Origin of the sequence: Lentilactobacillus sp. TOM.63 (assembly GCF_030361045.1) — a bacterium.
GTDB classification, from domain to species: domain Bacteria; phylum Bacillota; class Bacilli; order Lactobacillales; family Lactobacillaceae; genus Lentilactobacillus; species Lentilactobacillus dabitei.
Map to the genome: position 1 here is coordinate 1 of NZ_JAUCAP010000019.1, position 16,674 is coordinate 16,674.

16 protein-coding genes are annotated in these 16,674 nt (G+C 43.2%); 8 read left to right on the forward strand and 8 right to left on the reverse strand.

Annotation, left to right across the window (positions count from 1 at the left end; all coding sequences use genetic code 11):
- Nucleotides 1–223 precede the first annotated feature (223 nt).
- From QUF07_RS05405 to QUF07_RS05415, 3 genes are all read left to right on the forward strand, one after another.
- On the forward strand, nucleotides 224–1,171 hold the full coding sequence (locus QUF07_RS05405) for an aspartate carbamoyltransferase catalytic subunit (protein ID WP_217162044.1): 948 nt from the start codon (nucleotides 224–226) through the stop codon (nucleotides 1,169–1,171).
- A 24-nt stretch (nucleotides 1,172–1,195) separates the two neighbouring features.
- Entirely contained in the window at nucleotides 1,196–2,467 is a 1,272-nt protein-coding gene (pyrC, locus tag QUF07_RS05410) for a dihydroorotase (RefSeq protein ID WP_289426944.1), read from the forward strand.
- Between the two features lie 264 nt (nucleotides 2,468–2,731).
- Nucleotides 2,732–3,310 (forward strand): DNA-3-methyladenine glycosylase I, encoded by a 579-nt coding sequence (locus tag QUF07_RS05415; RefSeq protein ID WP_217161955.1) that lies wholly within the window; start codon nucleotides 2,732–2,734, stop codon nucleotides 3,308–3,310.
- 105 nt (nucleotides 3,311–3,415) lie between these two features.
- Here QUF07_RS05415 and QUF07_RS05420 read toward each other — a convergent pair whose 3' ends face one another.
- From QUF07_RS05420 to serC, 6 genes are all read right to left on the reverse strand, one after another.
- A complete protein-coding gene (locus QUF07_RS05420) occupies nucleotides 3,416–3,967 on the reverse strand; it encodes an NUDIX hydrolase (protein WP_289426945.1) in 552 nt (183 codons plus the stop codon).
- A gap of 392 nt (nucleotides 3,968–4,359) precedes the next feature.
- On the reverse strand, nucleotides 4,360–4,437 hold the full coding sequence (locus tag QUF07_RS05425) for a putative holin-like toxin (protein WP_249778404.1): 78 nt from the start codon (nucleotides 4,435–4,437) through the stop codon (nucleotides 4,360–4,362).
- Nucleotides 4,438–4,631: 194 nt separating this feature from the next.
- A complete protein-coding gene (locus QUF07_RS05430) occupies nucleotides 4,632–4,946 on the reverse strand; it encodes a DMT family transporter (RefSeq protein ID WP_217161959.1) in 315 nt (104 codons plus the stop codon).
- A 380-nt stretch (nucleotides 4,947–5,326) separates the two neighbouring features.
- On the reverse strand, nucleotides 5,327–6,085 hold the full coding sequence (locus tag QUF07_RS05435) for a CPBP family glutamic-type intramembrane protease (protein ID WP_289426946.1): 759 nt from the start codon (nucleotides 6,083–6,085) through the stop codon (nucleotides 5,327–5,329).
- 170 nt (nucleotides 6,086–6,255) lie between these two features.
- Entirely contained in the window at nucleotides 6,256–7,422 is a 1,167-nt protein-coding gene (locus tag QUF07_RS05440; RefSeq protein ID WP_217161963.1) for a phosphoglycerate dehydrogenase, read from the reverse strand.
- An 11-nt stretch (nucleotides 7,423–7,433) separates the two neighbouring features.
- Entirely contained in the window at nucleotides 7,434–8,510 is a 1,077-nt protein-coding gene (serC, locus tag QUF07_RS05445; RefSeq protein WP_289426947.1) for a 3-phosphoserine/phosphohydroxythreonine transaminase, read from the reverse strand.
- 398 nt (nucleotides 8,511–8,908) lie between these two features.
- Between serC and QUF07_RS05450 the strand changes: the two genes are divergently transcribed.
- The 3 genes from QUF07_RS05450 (at nucleotide 8,909) to QUF07_RS05460 (ending at nucleotide 12,602) form a co-directional block, all read left to right on the forward strand.
- The gene (locus QUF07_RS05450; protein WP_217161967.1) at nucleotides 8,909–9,544 is read left to right on the forward strand and encodes a histidine phosphatase family protein; all 636 of its coding nucleotides are present in this window, start codon (nucleotides 8,909–8,911) and stop codon (nucleotides 9,542–9,544) included.
- A gap of 336 nt (nucleotides 9,545–9,880) precedes the next feature.
- Nucleotides 9,881–11,527, forward strand: a complete 1,647-nt coding sequence (locus QUF07_RS05455) for a peptide ABC transporter substrate-binding protein (protein WP_217341380.1) — start codon at nucleotides 9,881–9,883, stop codon at nucleotides 11,525–11,527.
- A 148-nt stretch (nucleotides 11,528–11,675) separates the two neighbouring features.
- Nucleotides 11,676–12,602: an L-lactate dehydrogenase gene (locus QUF07_RS05460; protein WP_054748937.1), complete on the forward strand. Its 927-nt coding sequence runs from the start codon at nucleotides 11,676–11,678 to the stop codon at nucleotides 12,600–12,602.
- A gap of 146 nt (nucleotides 12,603–12,748) precedes the next feature.
- Here QUF07_RS05460 and QUF07_RS05465 read toward each other — a convergent pair whose 3' ends face one another.
- Both QUF07_RS05465 and QUF07_RS05470 read right to left on the reverse strand, forming a co-directional pair.
- On the reverse strand, nucleotides 12,749–13,288 hold the full coding sequence (locus QUF07_RS05465; RefSeq protein ID WP_289426948.1) for a hypothetical protein: 540 nt from the start codon (nucleotides 13,286–13,288) through the stop codon (nucleotides 12,749–12,751).
- A gap of 99 nt (nucleotides 13,289–13,387) precedes the next feature.
- A complete protein-coding gene (locus tag QUF07_RS05470) occupies nucleotides 13,388–14,299 on the reverse strand; it encodes a prenyltransferase (protein ID WP_217341378.1) in 912 nt (303 codons plus the stop codon).
- A 67-nt stretch (nucleotides 14,300–14,366) separates the two neighbouring features.
- On the opposite strand from QUF07_RS05470, the gene QUF07_RS05475 reads away from it, so the two are divergent.
- Both QUF07_RS05475 and QUF07_RS05480 read left to right on the forward strand, forming a co-directional pair.
- Nucleotides 14,367–15,089, forward strand: a complete 723-nt coding sequence (locus tag QUF07_RS05475) for a demethylmenaquinone methyltransferase (protein WP_289426949.1) — start codon at nucleotides 14,367–14,369, stop codon at nucleotides 15,087–15,089.
- 396 nt (nucleotides 15,090–15,485) lie between these two features.
- Nucleotides 15,486–16,670: an aminotransferase class I/II-fold pyridoxal phosphate-dependent enzyme gene (locus QUF07_RS05480; RefSeq protein WP_217341376.1), complete on the forward strand. Its 1,185-nt coding sequence runs from the start codon at nucleotides 15,486–15,488 to the stop codon at nucleotides 16,668–16,670.
- The last annotated feature ends 4 nt before the right edge of the window (nucleotides 16,671–16,674 follow it).

The following is a 16,674-nucleotide window of genomic DNA, read 5'->3' on the forward strand; positions in this document are numbered from 1 at the left end:
TTCTAACGAGAAACAAAAAATCTGTCATCAGTAATAGATAAAATCTATTACCAACAACAGATATTGTAGAACCATTTGTTTTAGCACAGCTCCTCCAAGCAGGGACCTGCATATAAGCACCTTGAAGAAAAATTCCAAAATCAGGAATTTTCCTTCAAGGAGACTTACACTCCGATCCCTAACCGCTTGGATCCGCTCACTTATTTTTAGGAGGAAACCAATGATGATGCAAATTACGAAGCCAGTTAGTTTTGAGAACGTTGTAAGTATGGAAGATCTTTCAACCCAAGATGTTTTATCATTTATCCACGAAGCCTCAGATTTTAAGGCAGGTAAGCAAATTGAATTAAAGCGACCAACCTATGCCGCAAACCTGTTTTTTGAAAGCAGCACCAGAACTCATACCAGCTTTGAAATGGCTGAACGCAAATTAGGATTGCAAGTGGTTAACTTCGACCCCTCAAACAGTTCACTTAACAAAGGTGAATCAATGGGTGATACGATCAAGACATTCCAAGCAATTGGCGTTGACGTCATGGCCATTCGGGATCGTAAGAACGAATACTACAAGGATTTGATTGCAGATCCTAATATCCACGTTGGAATTGCCAATGGCGGTGACGGTTCTGGTCAACATCCTTCACAATCCTTACTTGATATGATGACCATTTATGAAGAGTTTGGTCACTTTGAAGGCTTAAAAGTTGCCATCGTTGGTGATTTGACCCACTCACGAGTTGCCCGTTCCAACATGGAAGTTTTGACAATGCTGGGTGCTCACGTCTACTTTGGCGGACCAAAGAAATGGTACACCGAAGAATTTGCTAAATATGGTGACTGGATGCCAATCGATGACCTGGTTTCTCAGATGGACGTTATGATGTTTCTACGGGTTCAACACGAGCGGATCACTGACGATGAAAATGGCACCTTCTCTGCAGAAAAGTATCACGCAATGTATGGTTTGACGGAAGAACGTGAACAGATGATGCCAGAACATTCAATTATCATGCACCCAGCTCCAGTTAACCGCGGCGTAGAAATTGCGGATTCATTGGTTGAATGTGACAAATCCCGAATCTTCCCTCAAATGGCTAACGGTGTTTTTGTCCGGATGGCGATCATGACCAGTATGCTTCGTTACCGAGGACTTGTAAAAGAAGAATATTAATTTCAGCGAGGAGAATTCAAACTGATGAAACGTGTGATTGCCAATGGTCGGATTTTAGAAAATGGTCAACTGATTAGTCGAGATCTTTTGATTGAGGATGGAGTTGTTAAAAAAATCGCCCCTACAATAGGAAGCGATGGTATCGATGATGTTATTGATGCCCAGAATAACTTTGTTAGTCCAGGCTTAGTCGATGTTCATGTCCATTATCGTCAGCCGGGCCAGGAACAAAAAGAAACGATTAAAACCGGTAGCATGGCCGCTGCTCATGGTGGCTTTACAACTGTTGGCGCAATGCCAAACTTAACCCCAGCCCCTGACAGTCCTGAAAATCTCAACAATGTGATCAAATTGAATCAAAAAGACGGCGTGGTTCACATCAAACAATATGCAACGATTACTACCAATCGGGGCGGTGATGAATTAGTTGATTTTCCTGCTTTGAAAAAAACCGGTGCCTTTGCCTTTAGTAACGATGGCAACGGCATTCAAAAAAGCAGTACGATGTACGAGGCTATGCAACAGGCAGCTAAATTGGACATGGCGATTGTTGAACATGTTCAAGATGATGCCCTTACATATGGCGGTGTCTTAAACGGTGGGGCTGCCAAACGGCTTGGCTTAAAGGAAATGCCCTGGGTGAGTGAAACGGCTCAAGCAGCGCGAGATATTATTTTAGCCGAAGCAACTGGCGTTCATTACCACATCTGCCACGCTTCTTCAAAGCACACGGTTAATATCATTCGGGCTGCCAAGAAAGCTGGTATTCATGTAACGGCTGAGGTAACGCCGCATCATTTATTGTTATCTGATGAAGATATTAAGACGGATGATCCTTATTACAAAATGAATCCGCCATTGCGTGGTGAAGGTGATCGGCAGGCTTTGATTCAAGGCTTGCTAGATGGCACCATTGATATGATTGCCACCGATCATGCGCCTCACACAAAGGAAGATAAAGCTGGCTCAATTGCCACTGCTTCCTTCGGGATTACTGGTAGTGAAACTGCCTTTAACATGTTGTATACGAAATTTGTTAAGACGGGGATCTTTACTCTGGCTCAACTCATTAATTGGATGGCAGAAAAGCCTGCCTCAGTCTTTAAGATGGCTGATGCCGGGAGGCTGGAAGTCGGTCAACCAGCTGATATTGCAATCTTTGACTTGGATGATCCTCACAAGCTTGAAGAAAGCGACTATCTTTCAAAGGGAACGAATACCCCATTTACTGGCGAAACCGTTTATGGCCAGACAGTGATGACCTTGGTTGATGGCAAGGTTGTTTATAAGAAGTAAGATTAATCCTAAGCGATTAGGATGAAGGGTAATTTGATCTCAGAATTTAAGTGAAAACGGCAGTGCATTTTGAATCTTGAAATGCATTGCCTTTTTTATGTGGCGGGAATCTGCCGCTTGCTGTAGGTTTTATCAATGTATGAAGGGAAAGCCAGTTACATTTATAAACAATTTACCGACTAATCCTAGATGGTTTGTAGTTAACCGTGACCACCTAGCTATTGAGCTGTTGCTGAATTATAATGCTAACTATGGAAGTAACTAATGGCAACTAATCTTATTCGTTGTTCATGGGCTAATACTGACAACCAGTTAATGCAGCAATATCACGACCAAGAGTGGGGCCGGCCTAGCCACTATAGCCGGCATTTATTTGAATTATTATCCTTGGAGATCATGCAGGCTGGACTAAGCTGGCAGACGGTTTTAAAAAAGCGGTCGGCGTTTAAGCAAGCCTTCCATGACTTTGACTATCGGCAGGTTCAAGGGATGGAAAATGACCTGCCAAGCTTAATGAAAAATGCCGATATCATTCGCAACCAGCGCAAATTGATCGCAATTATTAATAATGCCAAAGTCATTAATAAGCTAGCTGGTTCAGGTACCACCTTTGATCGCTATATGTGGCAGTTTGTTACTGGTAAGCCAATTCAGCATCATTATCGATCGCATGAACAAGTTCCGGCAACGACTGATTTAGCCAAGCAAATCAGTAAGCAAATGAAGAAAGCCGGCTTTTCGTTTACTGGTCCGGTCATTATCTATTCATTTATGCAAGCAGTTGGGATGGTCAATGATCATGAAGTTGACTGTTTTGTCTACAGAGAAATTGCTGGAGATTAATCAGACGAAAACAGCGCCATTAGCCAAAGTTGAAAGGGCTAAAGACGCTGTTTTCGTTTCTAAACAATAAAAATTGATTGCTTGAGAAGTATTCAAAACAAGGATTTAGTTAAGAAACATTGTATAGTACCCAATCGCCGATACCGCCTGGGCCGTATTCACTTTACCATTCTTGATCCACTCCACGACTTGAGTTAAAGGGACTAGTTCGCTATTAACAAATTCGTCTTTGTCGAAATGCTTTTGAACCTGATCAGCCGGATCAAAACCAATGAGCATGAGGTCGGCGAATTGATCCATGAAGCCTTCTGATGAGGTGATCCGGGTCATCTTTGTAACGGATTGAGCTACGTACCCAGTCTCCTCACGCAATTCCCGCTTGGCAGCCTGCTCAGCGGTTTCACCAGGATTGACGATCCCAGCCGGTAAGGAAACGGAATCACTATTGACGCCAGCCCGGTATTCGCTGGTCATGACAACTTCTTGATTGGCGGTCATTGCTAAAATTGTAATTGTCGGGGATGTTTTAATGAGATCTCGTTCCACCTTCAAGCCGTCTGGGGTTTGAATATGGAGTTGATCAACGGCAAAAACACGACCAGAATAGACATTCTTGCGGTCCAGAATTTTTCCGGGCTGATGCCAAGTTTTAAACATGGATGAACCTCCTATGAAAAAGTGAGCGGATCAAAGCGGTTAGAAACTGGATCCTAAGTCTTCTGCTACAGAAATCCCGGGTTTGGGGATTTTTGTAGCAGGTGCTTAGGTGGAAGTTTCTGCTTTGAGTAGCTGTCCTAAAAATATGCTGAAAGTAATGGCAATTTTGCTTGTGTTATTAAGGAACAGAATTCAATACTTCTAGTTTAGCACATTGTGAAACACCGTCTCTACGTTTTAGAAAGGTCGGATTACCAATAAAAGATTTAGTTGTGATATAATAACGAATAGAAAAAGGGAGACCCTATCAGACAAGGATTTCCCTTATAGAGCCGTTTAAGACGGTGGCATTTTAGGGTTAAATAACCGCTAGCTCTGCCAAGCTAAGGCGGTTATTTTTTTCGCTGATTTTTAGTCAACTCAACAACTGATGCCAATAAGGCTACGATAAAAGTACCGAAAGCCAACATTAATTGTAGGGCATCCGAAACGGACACTCATGCTACTCCTTTCATAGGATCTGAGCTTATCGTTGTAACACCATAAGCACCACCTCCAATTGGAAATAGCCACCGCCTTAACTTCTCTACAAAGTAAGATTATATAGGAATTTTGACGGATTCCCTAGAAAAAGGTCGATTGAAATTTGACCACCAAAAAGGAGCTAGCTGGTCATCTTAATTCCAACAATACTAATAAGTAACATCACGACAAACGCCCAAGTGATGGCCGAAATTTTGTCACCAAATAAGACAATTCCGGCGATCACGGTTCCAACTGCGCCGATGCCAGTCCAAACGGGATAGGCGATGGCTAAAGGTAATGTTTTAGTGGCGTGGGCGAGTAAAAAGAAGCTAATTAGCATGCCGACAAAGGTGACAATGGTTGGCGTGAGGTTAGTGAATCCGTGACTAAATTTCATAGCGATTGCCCAAACGACCTCAAAAAGGCCTGCGATAATTAATGTAATCCAATTCATAAGAAATCCTCCAAATAAGTGAGCGTAGCAAAGCGGTTAGAAAGCGGAGTGTAAGTGTCCTCTGAGAGAAATTCCTGGGTTTGGAATTTTTCTCAGAGGTCCTTACAAGTAGCTTTCTGCTTGGCGTTGCTGGCTAAAAGAAAATGGTACCCCTCACAATTCCTTCAAAGACCTAATGGAATTGTCAAAAGTACCAACAATTGCTGCCCGGTGGCAGTCGTTATTTAGTTAAAAATATCATAGCACATTTTGTGGTCAAAAGAAAAGCTGACAGGTTATTTATTTGACGTTCAGTTTTTTCTTCAACGCGTAGGTTAATAATTGAGAAAAATTAATATTTGTGTGAATGTTCTTTCATTGAGGTGATTTAGGCTACGCATTTAATGAACCGGCAAATAGTACATTGCCGCCAAAAATGCCAATCCATCGAAGACCATGTGAGCTAAGTAAGATGGCCAGATGGTCTTGCTGTGGATGAAGGTTGCATTGAGGAATAAACGCTCAACTGCAATGATGGCCAGCATTTGAATCAAATTCCAGTTATAGGTTTGAAAATGAAGCATGCCAAAGATAAACATTGATGCCAGCATCGCGATCCCGAGACCAGCCCGGCGACTGAAATGGTAATACTCAATCAAGAGCGCAGCAATCGTTAAGAAGATGACAATACTAAGGAGTTCTTCATTCATTAGATCAAAGAGATCTGAGAAGATACTCTGGAAGTATGCCATTAATTGATTGCTTGATTTCCCGATTGGGGTAGCCGCCCCATTTTCGCCTAAGGTTCCCCCTAGTTTCGGGATGACGGTTGCTGCCACGTATGCGTAAATTAATTGGAGAATGAACATCATGGCGCCAAAGCCAAAGTCGGACCAACGTGGCTTGCCAAATAAGCGAAGCAGGCGACCTTGGCTAAGGTACAAGACCCCGCCAATCATAATAATGGCTGGAATTATATCGTCACAAACGGTTATCGTCCAGTAACTTTTGAAATTTACAGCCGCAGCAAAAGCCACCCAGATGACCGTGCCAATTGAAACAAACAGGAGTAACGCCCAGAGTCGCCACTGATCAAGCTTGGTATCAAGTATTGGGAATTCTTGTTGGTCAGTTTTGCGTTCAAACCAAAAGTGTTCCATTGCTTTCAACTTCCTTTCGTTAAGAGGACCCTTAGTTATAGTTAATGTTGCTCACTGTGATTAGGATCGCGGTGCCATTGCAACTAAAGATGCGATGGTATCAAAAATAACGTGAACCGTGTAAAAAAGATTGATTCACTGCGAGCATAGACAGCGTTTAAGAAGTTTACTTACTTCTTCAATACCCGGACCCGGTAGACCGCGTCAATTTTGCTCAAACGTTGAATTAATTTGTTGTCCGCTTCGTTCTTTAGATTATCCAGATCAATGATGGTGTATGCCACGCCATCTTTAGCGGCATTACTCATGCTTTCAATATTAATGCCGGCATCGGCCAAGGCGGTTGCAATTTGACCAACCATGTTCGGAATGTTTTTATGAATAATCGTCACCCGATAAGGGGCGTTAAATGGCACTTGGAGGTTAGGCAAATTAACCGAATTCATAATATTACCTGTTTCCAGATAGGTCATGATCGTATTGGCTCCTTGAGTTGCCCCATTAGCCTCGGCTTCAATCGTTGAACCGCCAATATGTGGCGTTACCACAACATCGTCACGATTAAGCAGGATGTTTTCGCCAAAATCAGTGTAATAAGTTCTGATTTTGCGGGCGTCCAATGCATCTACCGCAGCGGTATTATCAACGATACCACCTCTGGAATAATTGAAAAGTTTAACGCCGTCTTTCATGATTTCCATTTGCTCGCTGCCAATTAAGCCGGTTGTTTCTTCATTCTTTGGAACGTGAACGGTGACGTAATCAGCGTGGGCCAACGCTTCACCCAGCGTTCTCGCCCGGGTGATGTTGGTTGAAATGTGCCATGCCGCATCAGCCGATAAGTAAGGGTCATAGCCAATGACTTTCATCCCAAGGGCACTGGCGGCATTCGCAACCAATGAGCCAACGTGGCCGACACCAATGACAGCAAGGGTTCGACCGGTTAGCTCAGTCCCCTTAAATTTAGTTTTGTCTTTCTCAGTTCTTAATGAAATATCGGCGCCACTGTTATGAGCAGCATAATCTGCTGCAGCAAATAAGTTTCGTGACGAGGCAACCAGCAGGGCGATAATCAGCTCCTTAACGGCATTGGCATTACTCCCAGGAGTATTAAAAACGGCGGTTCCATTCTTAGTGGCTTTGTCCAAGGGAATGTTATTATAGCCAGCCCCCGCCCGGGCAATCACCTTAAGGCTCTTTGGAAATTCTTGATCATGCAAATTCACGGAACGGATTAAATAGGCATCCGCGTCATCTGTTTTATTAATTTGGTAGTCGTCGGTAAATTGATCCAAACCTGCTTGAGCAATTGCGTTATAAGTTTTTACTTGATACATGTCTGTTCCTCCTAATGATTCTTTTCAAAGTTGTGTAAGAAATCAACGAGTGCTTGAACGCCTTCAGTTGGCATTGCGTTGTATAGACTGGCCCGCAAGCCACCGACACTCCGATGGCCTTTTAAATTCATTAAGCCGGCATCCGATGCGGCTTGGATGACTTGCTTATCAAGATCTGCGTCATCAGTTGTAAATGGCACGTTTGTTAATGAACGATCAGATTGCTTGATATAGTTGGTGAATAGTTTGGATTCATCCAAGAAATCATAAAGCAGGCTCGATTTCTTGCGGTTGATCTTTTCAATTTCGGCAAGGCCGCCTTGTTGCTTGAGCCATTTAAGAACGAGTCCAGTCGCATAAATTGCAAAAACCGGTGGCGTATTAAACATCGAATTTTTCTTAACAAATAACGAATAGTTGAGGATACTGGGGATGTGTTCAACTGGTTTAACCAGATCGTCTCGAACAATGACGATGGTCACGCCGGCAGGGCCGAGGTTCTTTTGGACTCCGCCAAAGATTAAGCCAAAGTCATTCACGTTGTATTCTTCCGCCATGAAATTGGACGACAAGTCACCAACCAAAGTGACATCGCCATGTTCAGGCAAAGTATGGTAAGCAGTTCCTTCAATCGTGTTGTTAGTCGTGACGTGAAGATAGTCATACTCAGCTGCGGAAAGTGGTTTATTTGAGTGAGGGAGTTGTCGGTAATGATCGGCTTTGGTTGTGGCCAAGACGTCGACAGCCACACCCAAATTAGCTGCTTCGTCACCTGCCCGAGTTGCCCAGTGACCACTGTCTAGCAAGGCAATTCGTTTGTGATCGGTGGCGAGATTAAGTGGAACTGCCGCAAATTGGCCGGTGCCGCCACCTTGGAAAAATAATACATGATAGTTGTCGGGGACATGCATTAAATCACAAATATCTTGTTTAGCCGTATTGATGATGCCGTCAAACATGGCAGAACGATGAGAAATTTCCAAAATGCTCATACCGGTTCCCTGAAGTGATGGTAACTCTGCTTGAATTTGCTTAATCACCGGATCTGGTAGCGTTGCTGGTCCCGCCGCGAAATTATAAACCGTCATAGCTCAAAACTCCCTTTATCATAAATTAAAAGCTCCCACAGATTGACACTGTGAGAGCTCGTTAGCATAGCAGTTTTAACGGCCTCACAGTGTGATGTAACATCATCCGTGTAAGGCCTTTTGTCGAAAATATCGCACTAAAAGATGGCCTACCCGCATGACACCGTAGACCAGGAGGATGATTTAATTGTAAAAGTCATTAAATTCACGTTCATGTGAATACCTCCATTTCTTATAATTAAAATCTAACATAACCCACAGACAAATGCAACAGTATTTTGAATAATTTTGCATGGCGGGGTTTACTTGAGTATAACCATCATGGTAAGTTTTAAGCAGCCAATTGAATGATGAGATCTACCTAAACATATTTGAGAAACATTTTGGAGGAAACCAACATGACTGACTTTTACTTCATTCGCCACGGCCAGACTGCGGCAAATGCCATTGGCCTAAAGCAGGGAATCATTAATACGGAAGTGACATACCTTTCGGAAACTGGAAAGAAACAAGCGGAAAGTTTACATCAGGGTTTCGATATCTCGTTTGCGGATCAAATCATCGCAAGCCCATTACAACGGACTAAAGATACCGCAAACATTTTAAATCAGAGTGCGAACTTACCGATAACCTATGACAAACGGTTGCTGGAAATTTCCTATGGCGATTGGGATGGCCAGAAGAACGCTGAGTTGGAAGAGAAGTATCCAGAAGTATTTGACCACGTTTTAAACGATGTGCTGCCAATTTATGTCACGGTGGCGGGTGGCAATACCGAATCATTTGAAGACGTTATCGCCAGAGCACAGGACTTTATGGGCAGCGTTAGTCAGAAATTCCCTGATGATCAGATTATTGTTGTCACCCATGGCTTCACAATCAAGGCTGCGGTGCTGGCTGCGATGGGCTCCCCTAAAGAAATGATGGTCATTGAAGAACCCGATAATACAAGTGTGACCAAGATTACGTATGCCCCTGAAAATCACTCATATTATCTGCGCTACTATAACCGAGTTGTTCATTCAGGCTTTTAGGCTTTTGGTTGACAAAATGTGGTGATTCCGTTATATTTGGTGCAGATATCAAACGAGGAGGAATCACCCATGCAATTTGTAGCCGTACAATCAACTTGTTGTCAGATGTGTCCAGCTCAAGTTAACGCTGAGGGTGGTCTCTTTAAACAATCCATTTGTTAGAGTAAGTGTGATTTAAGTTGCTTATCAATGGATTCTGGAGTGTCACAGCTTTTGGCGTTAACTGAAGCTGTGGCACTTTTTTGTTTGGAATAAGAAAATTCGTTCAGTTTTGACGTATTTAATCTATAGATGCATCAAATTAGGGAGATCCATCATCATTTTGGAGGAGAAAACATGAGAAAGTTAAGAATGTTATTGCTGGTCGCAGTCATTGGAATAATCACAGTTGGGTTAGCGGCTTGTGGGCAGTCCAGCAATCAAAAAACAAATTCCAGCAAGAGCCAAACCTTGAATCTCAGTACGACCGCACCACTGGACACAATTGATATTTCTAAATCAACTGGTTATGGTCAGACAGGGAATGCGTTTGAAAGTTTTTATCGCCTTGGCAAGAATGGGAAGCCAACCGCCGGCCTTGCCCAAAGCGCCAAGAAGTCTAAAGATGGCAAAACGTGGACATTTAAATTACGCAATGCCAAATGGAGTAATGGCGATCAAATCACTGCACAAGATTTCGTTTATTCATGGCGGCGAACTTTGAACCCCAAGACTAAATCAACTTATGCTTATCTGTTTAGTGGGATTAAGAATGCTGACAAGGTAAACGCTGGCAAGCTTTCACCAAATGCCGTTGGGATTAAGGCGACTAATAGCAAGACCGTTGTTGTTCAACTCGAAAAACCAATTGCCTACTTCAAGGTTCTTATGTCCTACCCACTCTTTGGTCCTCAGAACCAAAAAATTGTTGATAAATATGGAAAGAAGTATGGCACTCGTTCACAATATATGGTTTATTCAGGACCATTTACAATTAAGAATTGGAACGGAACTGGCAACAAGTGGCAATTTGTGAAAAACAATCAATATTGGGATAAGAGCGTCGTTAAGCTCAAGAAGATTAACTATACGGTGGTTGCCAGCCCAACAACTGGTTTGGAGCTTTACCAACAGGGCAAGCTTGACTTGACGCCGCTGTCTAATCAGCAAATCAAGAATTACAAGAACAACTCAGAGTTCAAGCAGTACCCTTACTCACTGGTGAGCTTCTTGGAATATAACTTTAAAGATGCCAATAGCACGAAACGTAAAGTGATGAGCAATCGAAACATTCGGACAGCTATTTCACTTTCCATTAATCGCAAACAGTTGACCAAGAAAGTTTTAGGGGATGGATCAGCAACTCCAACCGGCTTTGTCGCCTCTCAGCTCGCCCACGATCCAAGGACGGGGACGGATTTTGCCAAGCAGCAGGCGGTTGCTAATACAGTTGATCATAATGAAAAGCTGGCTAAGCAGTATTGGGAGAAGGGGCTGAAACAAGTCGGAGTCAAAAAAGTCAACTTGTCGATTTTGGCCTCAAGCGATGATCAAACCAGTAGTCCAGTGACCCAGTATTTGAAGGCCCAGTTTGAGAAAGTTCTGCCAGGGATGACGTTAAACATTCGCAACGTGCCTGGCCAAGTCGCAACCCAAGATGCCTTGAAGGGTGAGTTCGACATTTATCTTTCTGGTTGGGGTGCCGACTTCAATGATCCAATTTCATTCTTACAAATTCCTGAGTCCGGGACAGCTTATAATTATGGTAAATATCGTAATGAAACTTATGATAAGCTGATTAATCGAGCTCAGAACCGCGATGCTAATAATGCAGGTCAACGTTGGGATGATTTGGTTCAGGCTGCCAAAGTATTTAACAAGGATCAAGGAATGACGCCACTCTATCAACAAGTCACTTCCTACTTACAGAAGCCTTCACTGAAAGGTGTGATTCATAATACTGCCGGTACTCAGTGGAGCTATAAGTATGCTTATATGAAATAAATAGCATGTTAGAAGCTTTTAACTGTTTCAAAATAGTTAAAAGCTTCTTTATTGTAATTGAAGACAATTTTAATTTTCTAATTTTTCTGCCATTTTTGTTGTTTCCGTGCTAAACTAAAGGGAATTAAACATCATATGAGGTGATTAAATGACAAGAAAAATTGCTGTTATTGGAATGGGAAATGTTGGCTCAACGGCCGCACATTACATAGTTGCTTGTGGATTTGCGGATGATTTAGTGTTGATCGATACCCGGGAGAAAAAGGTTGAAGCAGACGCGACGGATTTTGAAGACGCGATGTCAAATTTGCCTTTCCATACAAACATTACGGTTAATGATTATTCGGCGTTGAAGGACGCTGATGTGATCATTTCGGCATTAGGAAACATTAAATTGCAAGATAATAAGAATGATGACCGCTTTGCTGAGTTACCATTTACCAGTAAGGCAGTGAAATCAGTTGCGCAAAAGATTAAGGATTCAGGCTTTAACGGGATTATTGTTGATATCTCCAACCCCGTGGATGTGATTACATCCATGTATCAGCAAATTACCGGCCTACCAAAGAAACACGTTATTGGGACTGGCACGTTACTTGACTCATCCAGAATGAAGCGGGCAGTGGCTAAAGAATTAAACATCGATCCACGTTCGGTTTCAGGCTATAACTTAGGTGAACACGGGAACTCACAATTTACTGCTTGGTCAACGGTTCGCGTTTTGGGTCATCCAATCACGGAAATTGCCAAACAACGAGGCTTGGATTTAAACAAGTTGGATAAGGCCGCCCGTGAAGGCGGTTTCAATGTGTTCCATGGCAAAAAGTACACCAATTATGGCGTAGCAACCGCTGCAGTTCGTTTGGCCAATACGGTTATTAGTGATTCAAGAACGCAATTAGCCGTATCAAATTATCGGGAAGAGTTGGACACTTACTTATCATACCCAGCAATTGTCGGCCGAGATGGCATTCTGGAAAAAGTGCAACTGGACTTAACAGATGAAGAAAAAGAAAAATTACAGACTTCTGCTAACTTTATTAAGACGAAGTTTAAGGAGTCGATGAATAGTTAGTGTGCGCAGTGAAGCGCTTAGGTGCGGTTATATAAAGGGTCGATCATGAAAATCCAAAATCAGGATTTTCATGATCGACCCTTTATATATCTAGCACCTGCTTCACGGAGCACCATTAATCAATTTAACAATTCCAAATCCCAACTTCAACGATTTTGAACCACCAAATTCCCACTCATTCGCCAAACTTTTCGGGCAGCACGATCCAGGTTAATTTGTTTAACAATGTGATCCTGAGTTGTCGCATCGTACTGATCCTCGTCTTCTTCAGCGGTGTGTACCTCAAAACTATGGTAAATAACGGTGCGACCACTAATTTCAAACCAATTAGGTGTCAACTGTTTTTCCTTGCTCGTAATGTTCTTGTCCGGCCATACTAAATAACGGGTGGCGTCGTTTGTCCGTGAAAGTTCAACTTGCCAGCCTGATCTCAAGTCGGAAACTTCCTGCCACCGCTGGATATGCACGTGGTTGATCGCATAATAGATAATGCTAGCATATTGAAGTTTACGGTTAGTTTTAAGACTAGCTGTCGATAACGGTTGATATTTGGTGGCTTTAGTCTGGCGGGGCTGGTCAATTTGGCCGGCGGGCTTATCAACTTGTCCTTGGGTAATGAGCATGAAACCAATCAATCCAAGTCCAAGGAGGAATATGCTAATGATGAGCCCAGATCGTTTGCACAATCTCAATTCCCCCTTGCCAAAATAATGATTATTGCTGTTATTGGTATCATTTAAGCACAATTGATGCCGATAAGGAAGTGATGATCCCGTAAAACAACCTTAACGAACAAGTACATATAGCCAGTAAGCCGCAAAACCAATACACAAGCCAATGGACCCCAATCCTAAAATTCTCACCGAGCAAACAAACGTCTTGGTCTTTACCTGTTCTGCCGTAAACAGTCGCATTTGCTTAAAGATAAAAGGTACAGTCAGCAAGATTGAAATCATGGCAACCGGATAGACCCCTAAAAAGATTGCCAAGAAGATCAATAGGATTGCCAAAACGTTTGTGGCGTTGAACATAAAAACGGCACGAGGGACGCCGATGTAGTGAACAATTGTTTTGCGATTATTCAACCGATCCTCTTCGTCATCACAAATATTATTAGCCAGCATGATATTGGCGATCCAAATAAATAATGGTGCCGCGGCCAGCAAAATTTCCCATAACAATTCAGCATTCCAAGTGAAAAGTTGGTAGGAATTAATGTAAACTGAAATAAGAACAATCATGACCCCCATCGTAAACCCAGAGGCAATTTCCCCAAATGGTGTGCTGGAAATTGGTCGTGGCCCCGATGAGTACAGGATTCCGATCGCAAAGCAGAAGACTCCCATCCACAGCAATGGCAGGCCAACCTTATACGTGAGATACAGGCCAATCCCAGCTGACGGAATGATGAAGGCAGCGAGGATAAAGACCACCAAAGCGGGGGAGATGTGTTCGCGGCCAATGATGTTTGTTTTTGATTTGTACTCGTCTTTGTCCGAGTGGTAGTAGTCGTTAAAGTTGTCCAGCACGTTCACGGTCGCATCAAATAGAATCATTGCAATAAAGAAAAGGGTGGCATACAGGCCATTGACGGAACCCAGAAAATACCAGCTGAAAAAGAGGCCGGTGATAAACGGGAAGACACTGGCACTCAAAATTTTAAATTCAATTAATTCGGTAAACGTCGCTAAATTCATTAAAATCCCCACAATCTGCTAAAATAATTTCAGAACCTATATTAGATTATACCAAAGGAGCTCCACCATGACGCTAACAAATCGCACCCCAGAACCTAAAGTTGAATCGTTATTTAATGAATTGGCCCCCAACTATGATTCGATGAACTCATTAATTAGTCTCGGATTACACCGCAATTGGCGCCGGTTTGCCATGAAACGCCTGAATATCCGGCCCGGCGCTTTTGTAATTGACGTCTGTTGTGGGACCGGGGATTGGACGGTGGCTTTGGCCAAAGCGGTGGGGCCAGCTGGTCGGGTTGTCGGCTTAGATTTCAGTGATGAGATGCTCAAAATCGCTGCAAAGAAACTCAAGGCTGCAAAAGTTGCCGACCGGGTGACCTTGGTTCGCGGGGATGCCATGCACTTGCCGTATGAAGCTAATGCTTTTGATATTGCCACAGTTGGTTTCGGCTTACGAAACGTTCCCGATGCCAATCAAGTACTGACCGAAATGGCCCGAGTTGTTCATCCAAACGGTCAGGCTGCGTCGCTTGAAACCTCTCAGCCGACATTGCCGGTTATTAAATTTGGCTGGCAGATCTATTTTAAATTAGTGCCAATTATGGCAAAATTTGCGGTTAATAAATATCAGGAATATGCCTATCTTCAACGAACAACCAAAGAATTTGTGTCCGCCAAACAATTAGCCCAGATGTTTCGCCAAGCCGGGATGACCAAGGTTTCCTACCAAATGTTGACCTTTGGCGCGGCGGCATTTCACCTTGGCTGGGTGAAAAAGTCAAAATAGTCCTTGCCAACCCTGATTAAAACGGCTATCATGTAATTAACTTATTCTAAGGAGTTCTTAATGATGATAAACGATCAAGAAACTCAATTGAATAGTTGCCGATATTACTTTTGGTTTTTCCAGATCTGATCTGTGATAAGCCAAGAGATTTTCATGATGGAAATTAAAGGCCGCGCAGATCAGCAATTGACTGTGCGGGATTAAACCAATGGTGGGTCCTTTTCAGTCAATTAACTGACTGCGAAGGACCCTTTTTTAGGACCGCTACGCAAAGCAGAGGCCTGCATCTAAGATCCTTCCGCCTCAAACCCAGACCCGGGGCTTGAGGCGAAAGAATCTTAGACTCCGGTCTCTAACCGCTTTGCTCCGCGCACTTTTTTGAGAGGAGAACATATTATGAGTAAATTATCAGACAAGATGAACAAACGGGTGGCTGCGTTAACACCCGCCACAATTTTAACCTTCAACCAGAAGATTTCAACAATTCCAGATATTGTGAAATTAACTTTGGGTGAACCTGACTTCAATACCCCGGAGCACGTGAAGCAAGCTGCTGTTAAGGCAATTGATGACAATGAAAGCCACTACACCAATTCAAGGGGAACCGATGGCTTGCGGCAAGCAGCAGCGGGCTTTTTGCACAAAAAGTATGGTTTGAATTACGATCCGGCAACGCAAGTCTTAATGACTGCTGGGGCCACTGGTGCCATTTATTCCTCATTAACTGCAATGCTTAATCCTGGCGATACGGTTATTATTCCAACACCAATTTTCCCACTTTACGTTCCGATCGTGCTGTTGGCTGGTGCTAAACCAGTCTTTGTGGACACTTCGGATAATGGGTTTGTGTTGTCACCAGAAAAGTTGCAGGCTGCCATTGATGCCAATAAAGGTACTGTCAAAGCAGTTATTTTGAACTTCCCCAACAATCCAACTGGGGTTACATATCATCAAGATGATTTGCAAAAACTTGCGGATGTGATTTCCAAGTACGATATGATTTGCTTGAGCGATGAAATCTATAGTGAATTGACTTACGATGGCACTCATGTTTCGATGGGGACCATTTTACCAGAACAAACGTTAGTGATGAACGGGGTTTCCAAGTCCCACGCCATGACTGGTTGGAGAATTGGGATGATTTGTGGTCCGGAAGATATCATTAGCGAAGTGGCGAAAGTCAGTGAATTTACGATCACCTCGTTGGCCACCAATACGCAGGCGGCTGCCGAGGAGGCCTTCAAGAATGGTATGGACGATGCGTTGCCAATGAAGAAAGAGTACCTGGCTCGTCGAGAGTTGTTGGTTGCCGGACTCGCTAAAGCCGGCTTTACTTGCCCGAATCCAAATGGGGCCTTCTACGTCTTTGCCAAGATTCCTGAAGGTTTGAATCAGAATAGTGAAGCCTTCTGTTACGAACTTGCCAAGGAAGCTAAAGTAGCATTGATCCCAGGTTCATACTTCTTGCCAGGCGGTGAAGGGTATGTTCGAATCAGTTACGCGGCCAGCGAAGAGAATCTCAAGAAGGCAGTTGAGCGGATTCAAAAATATGTTGCTAGCAAGTCGATTTCTGAAAAATAACTAC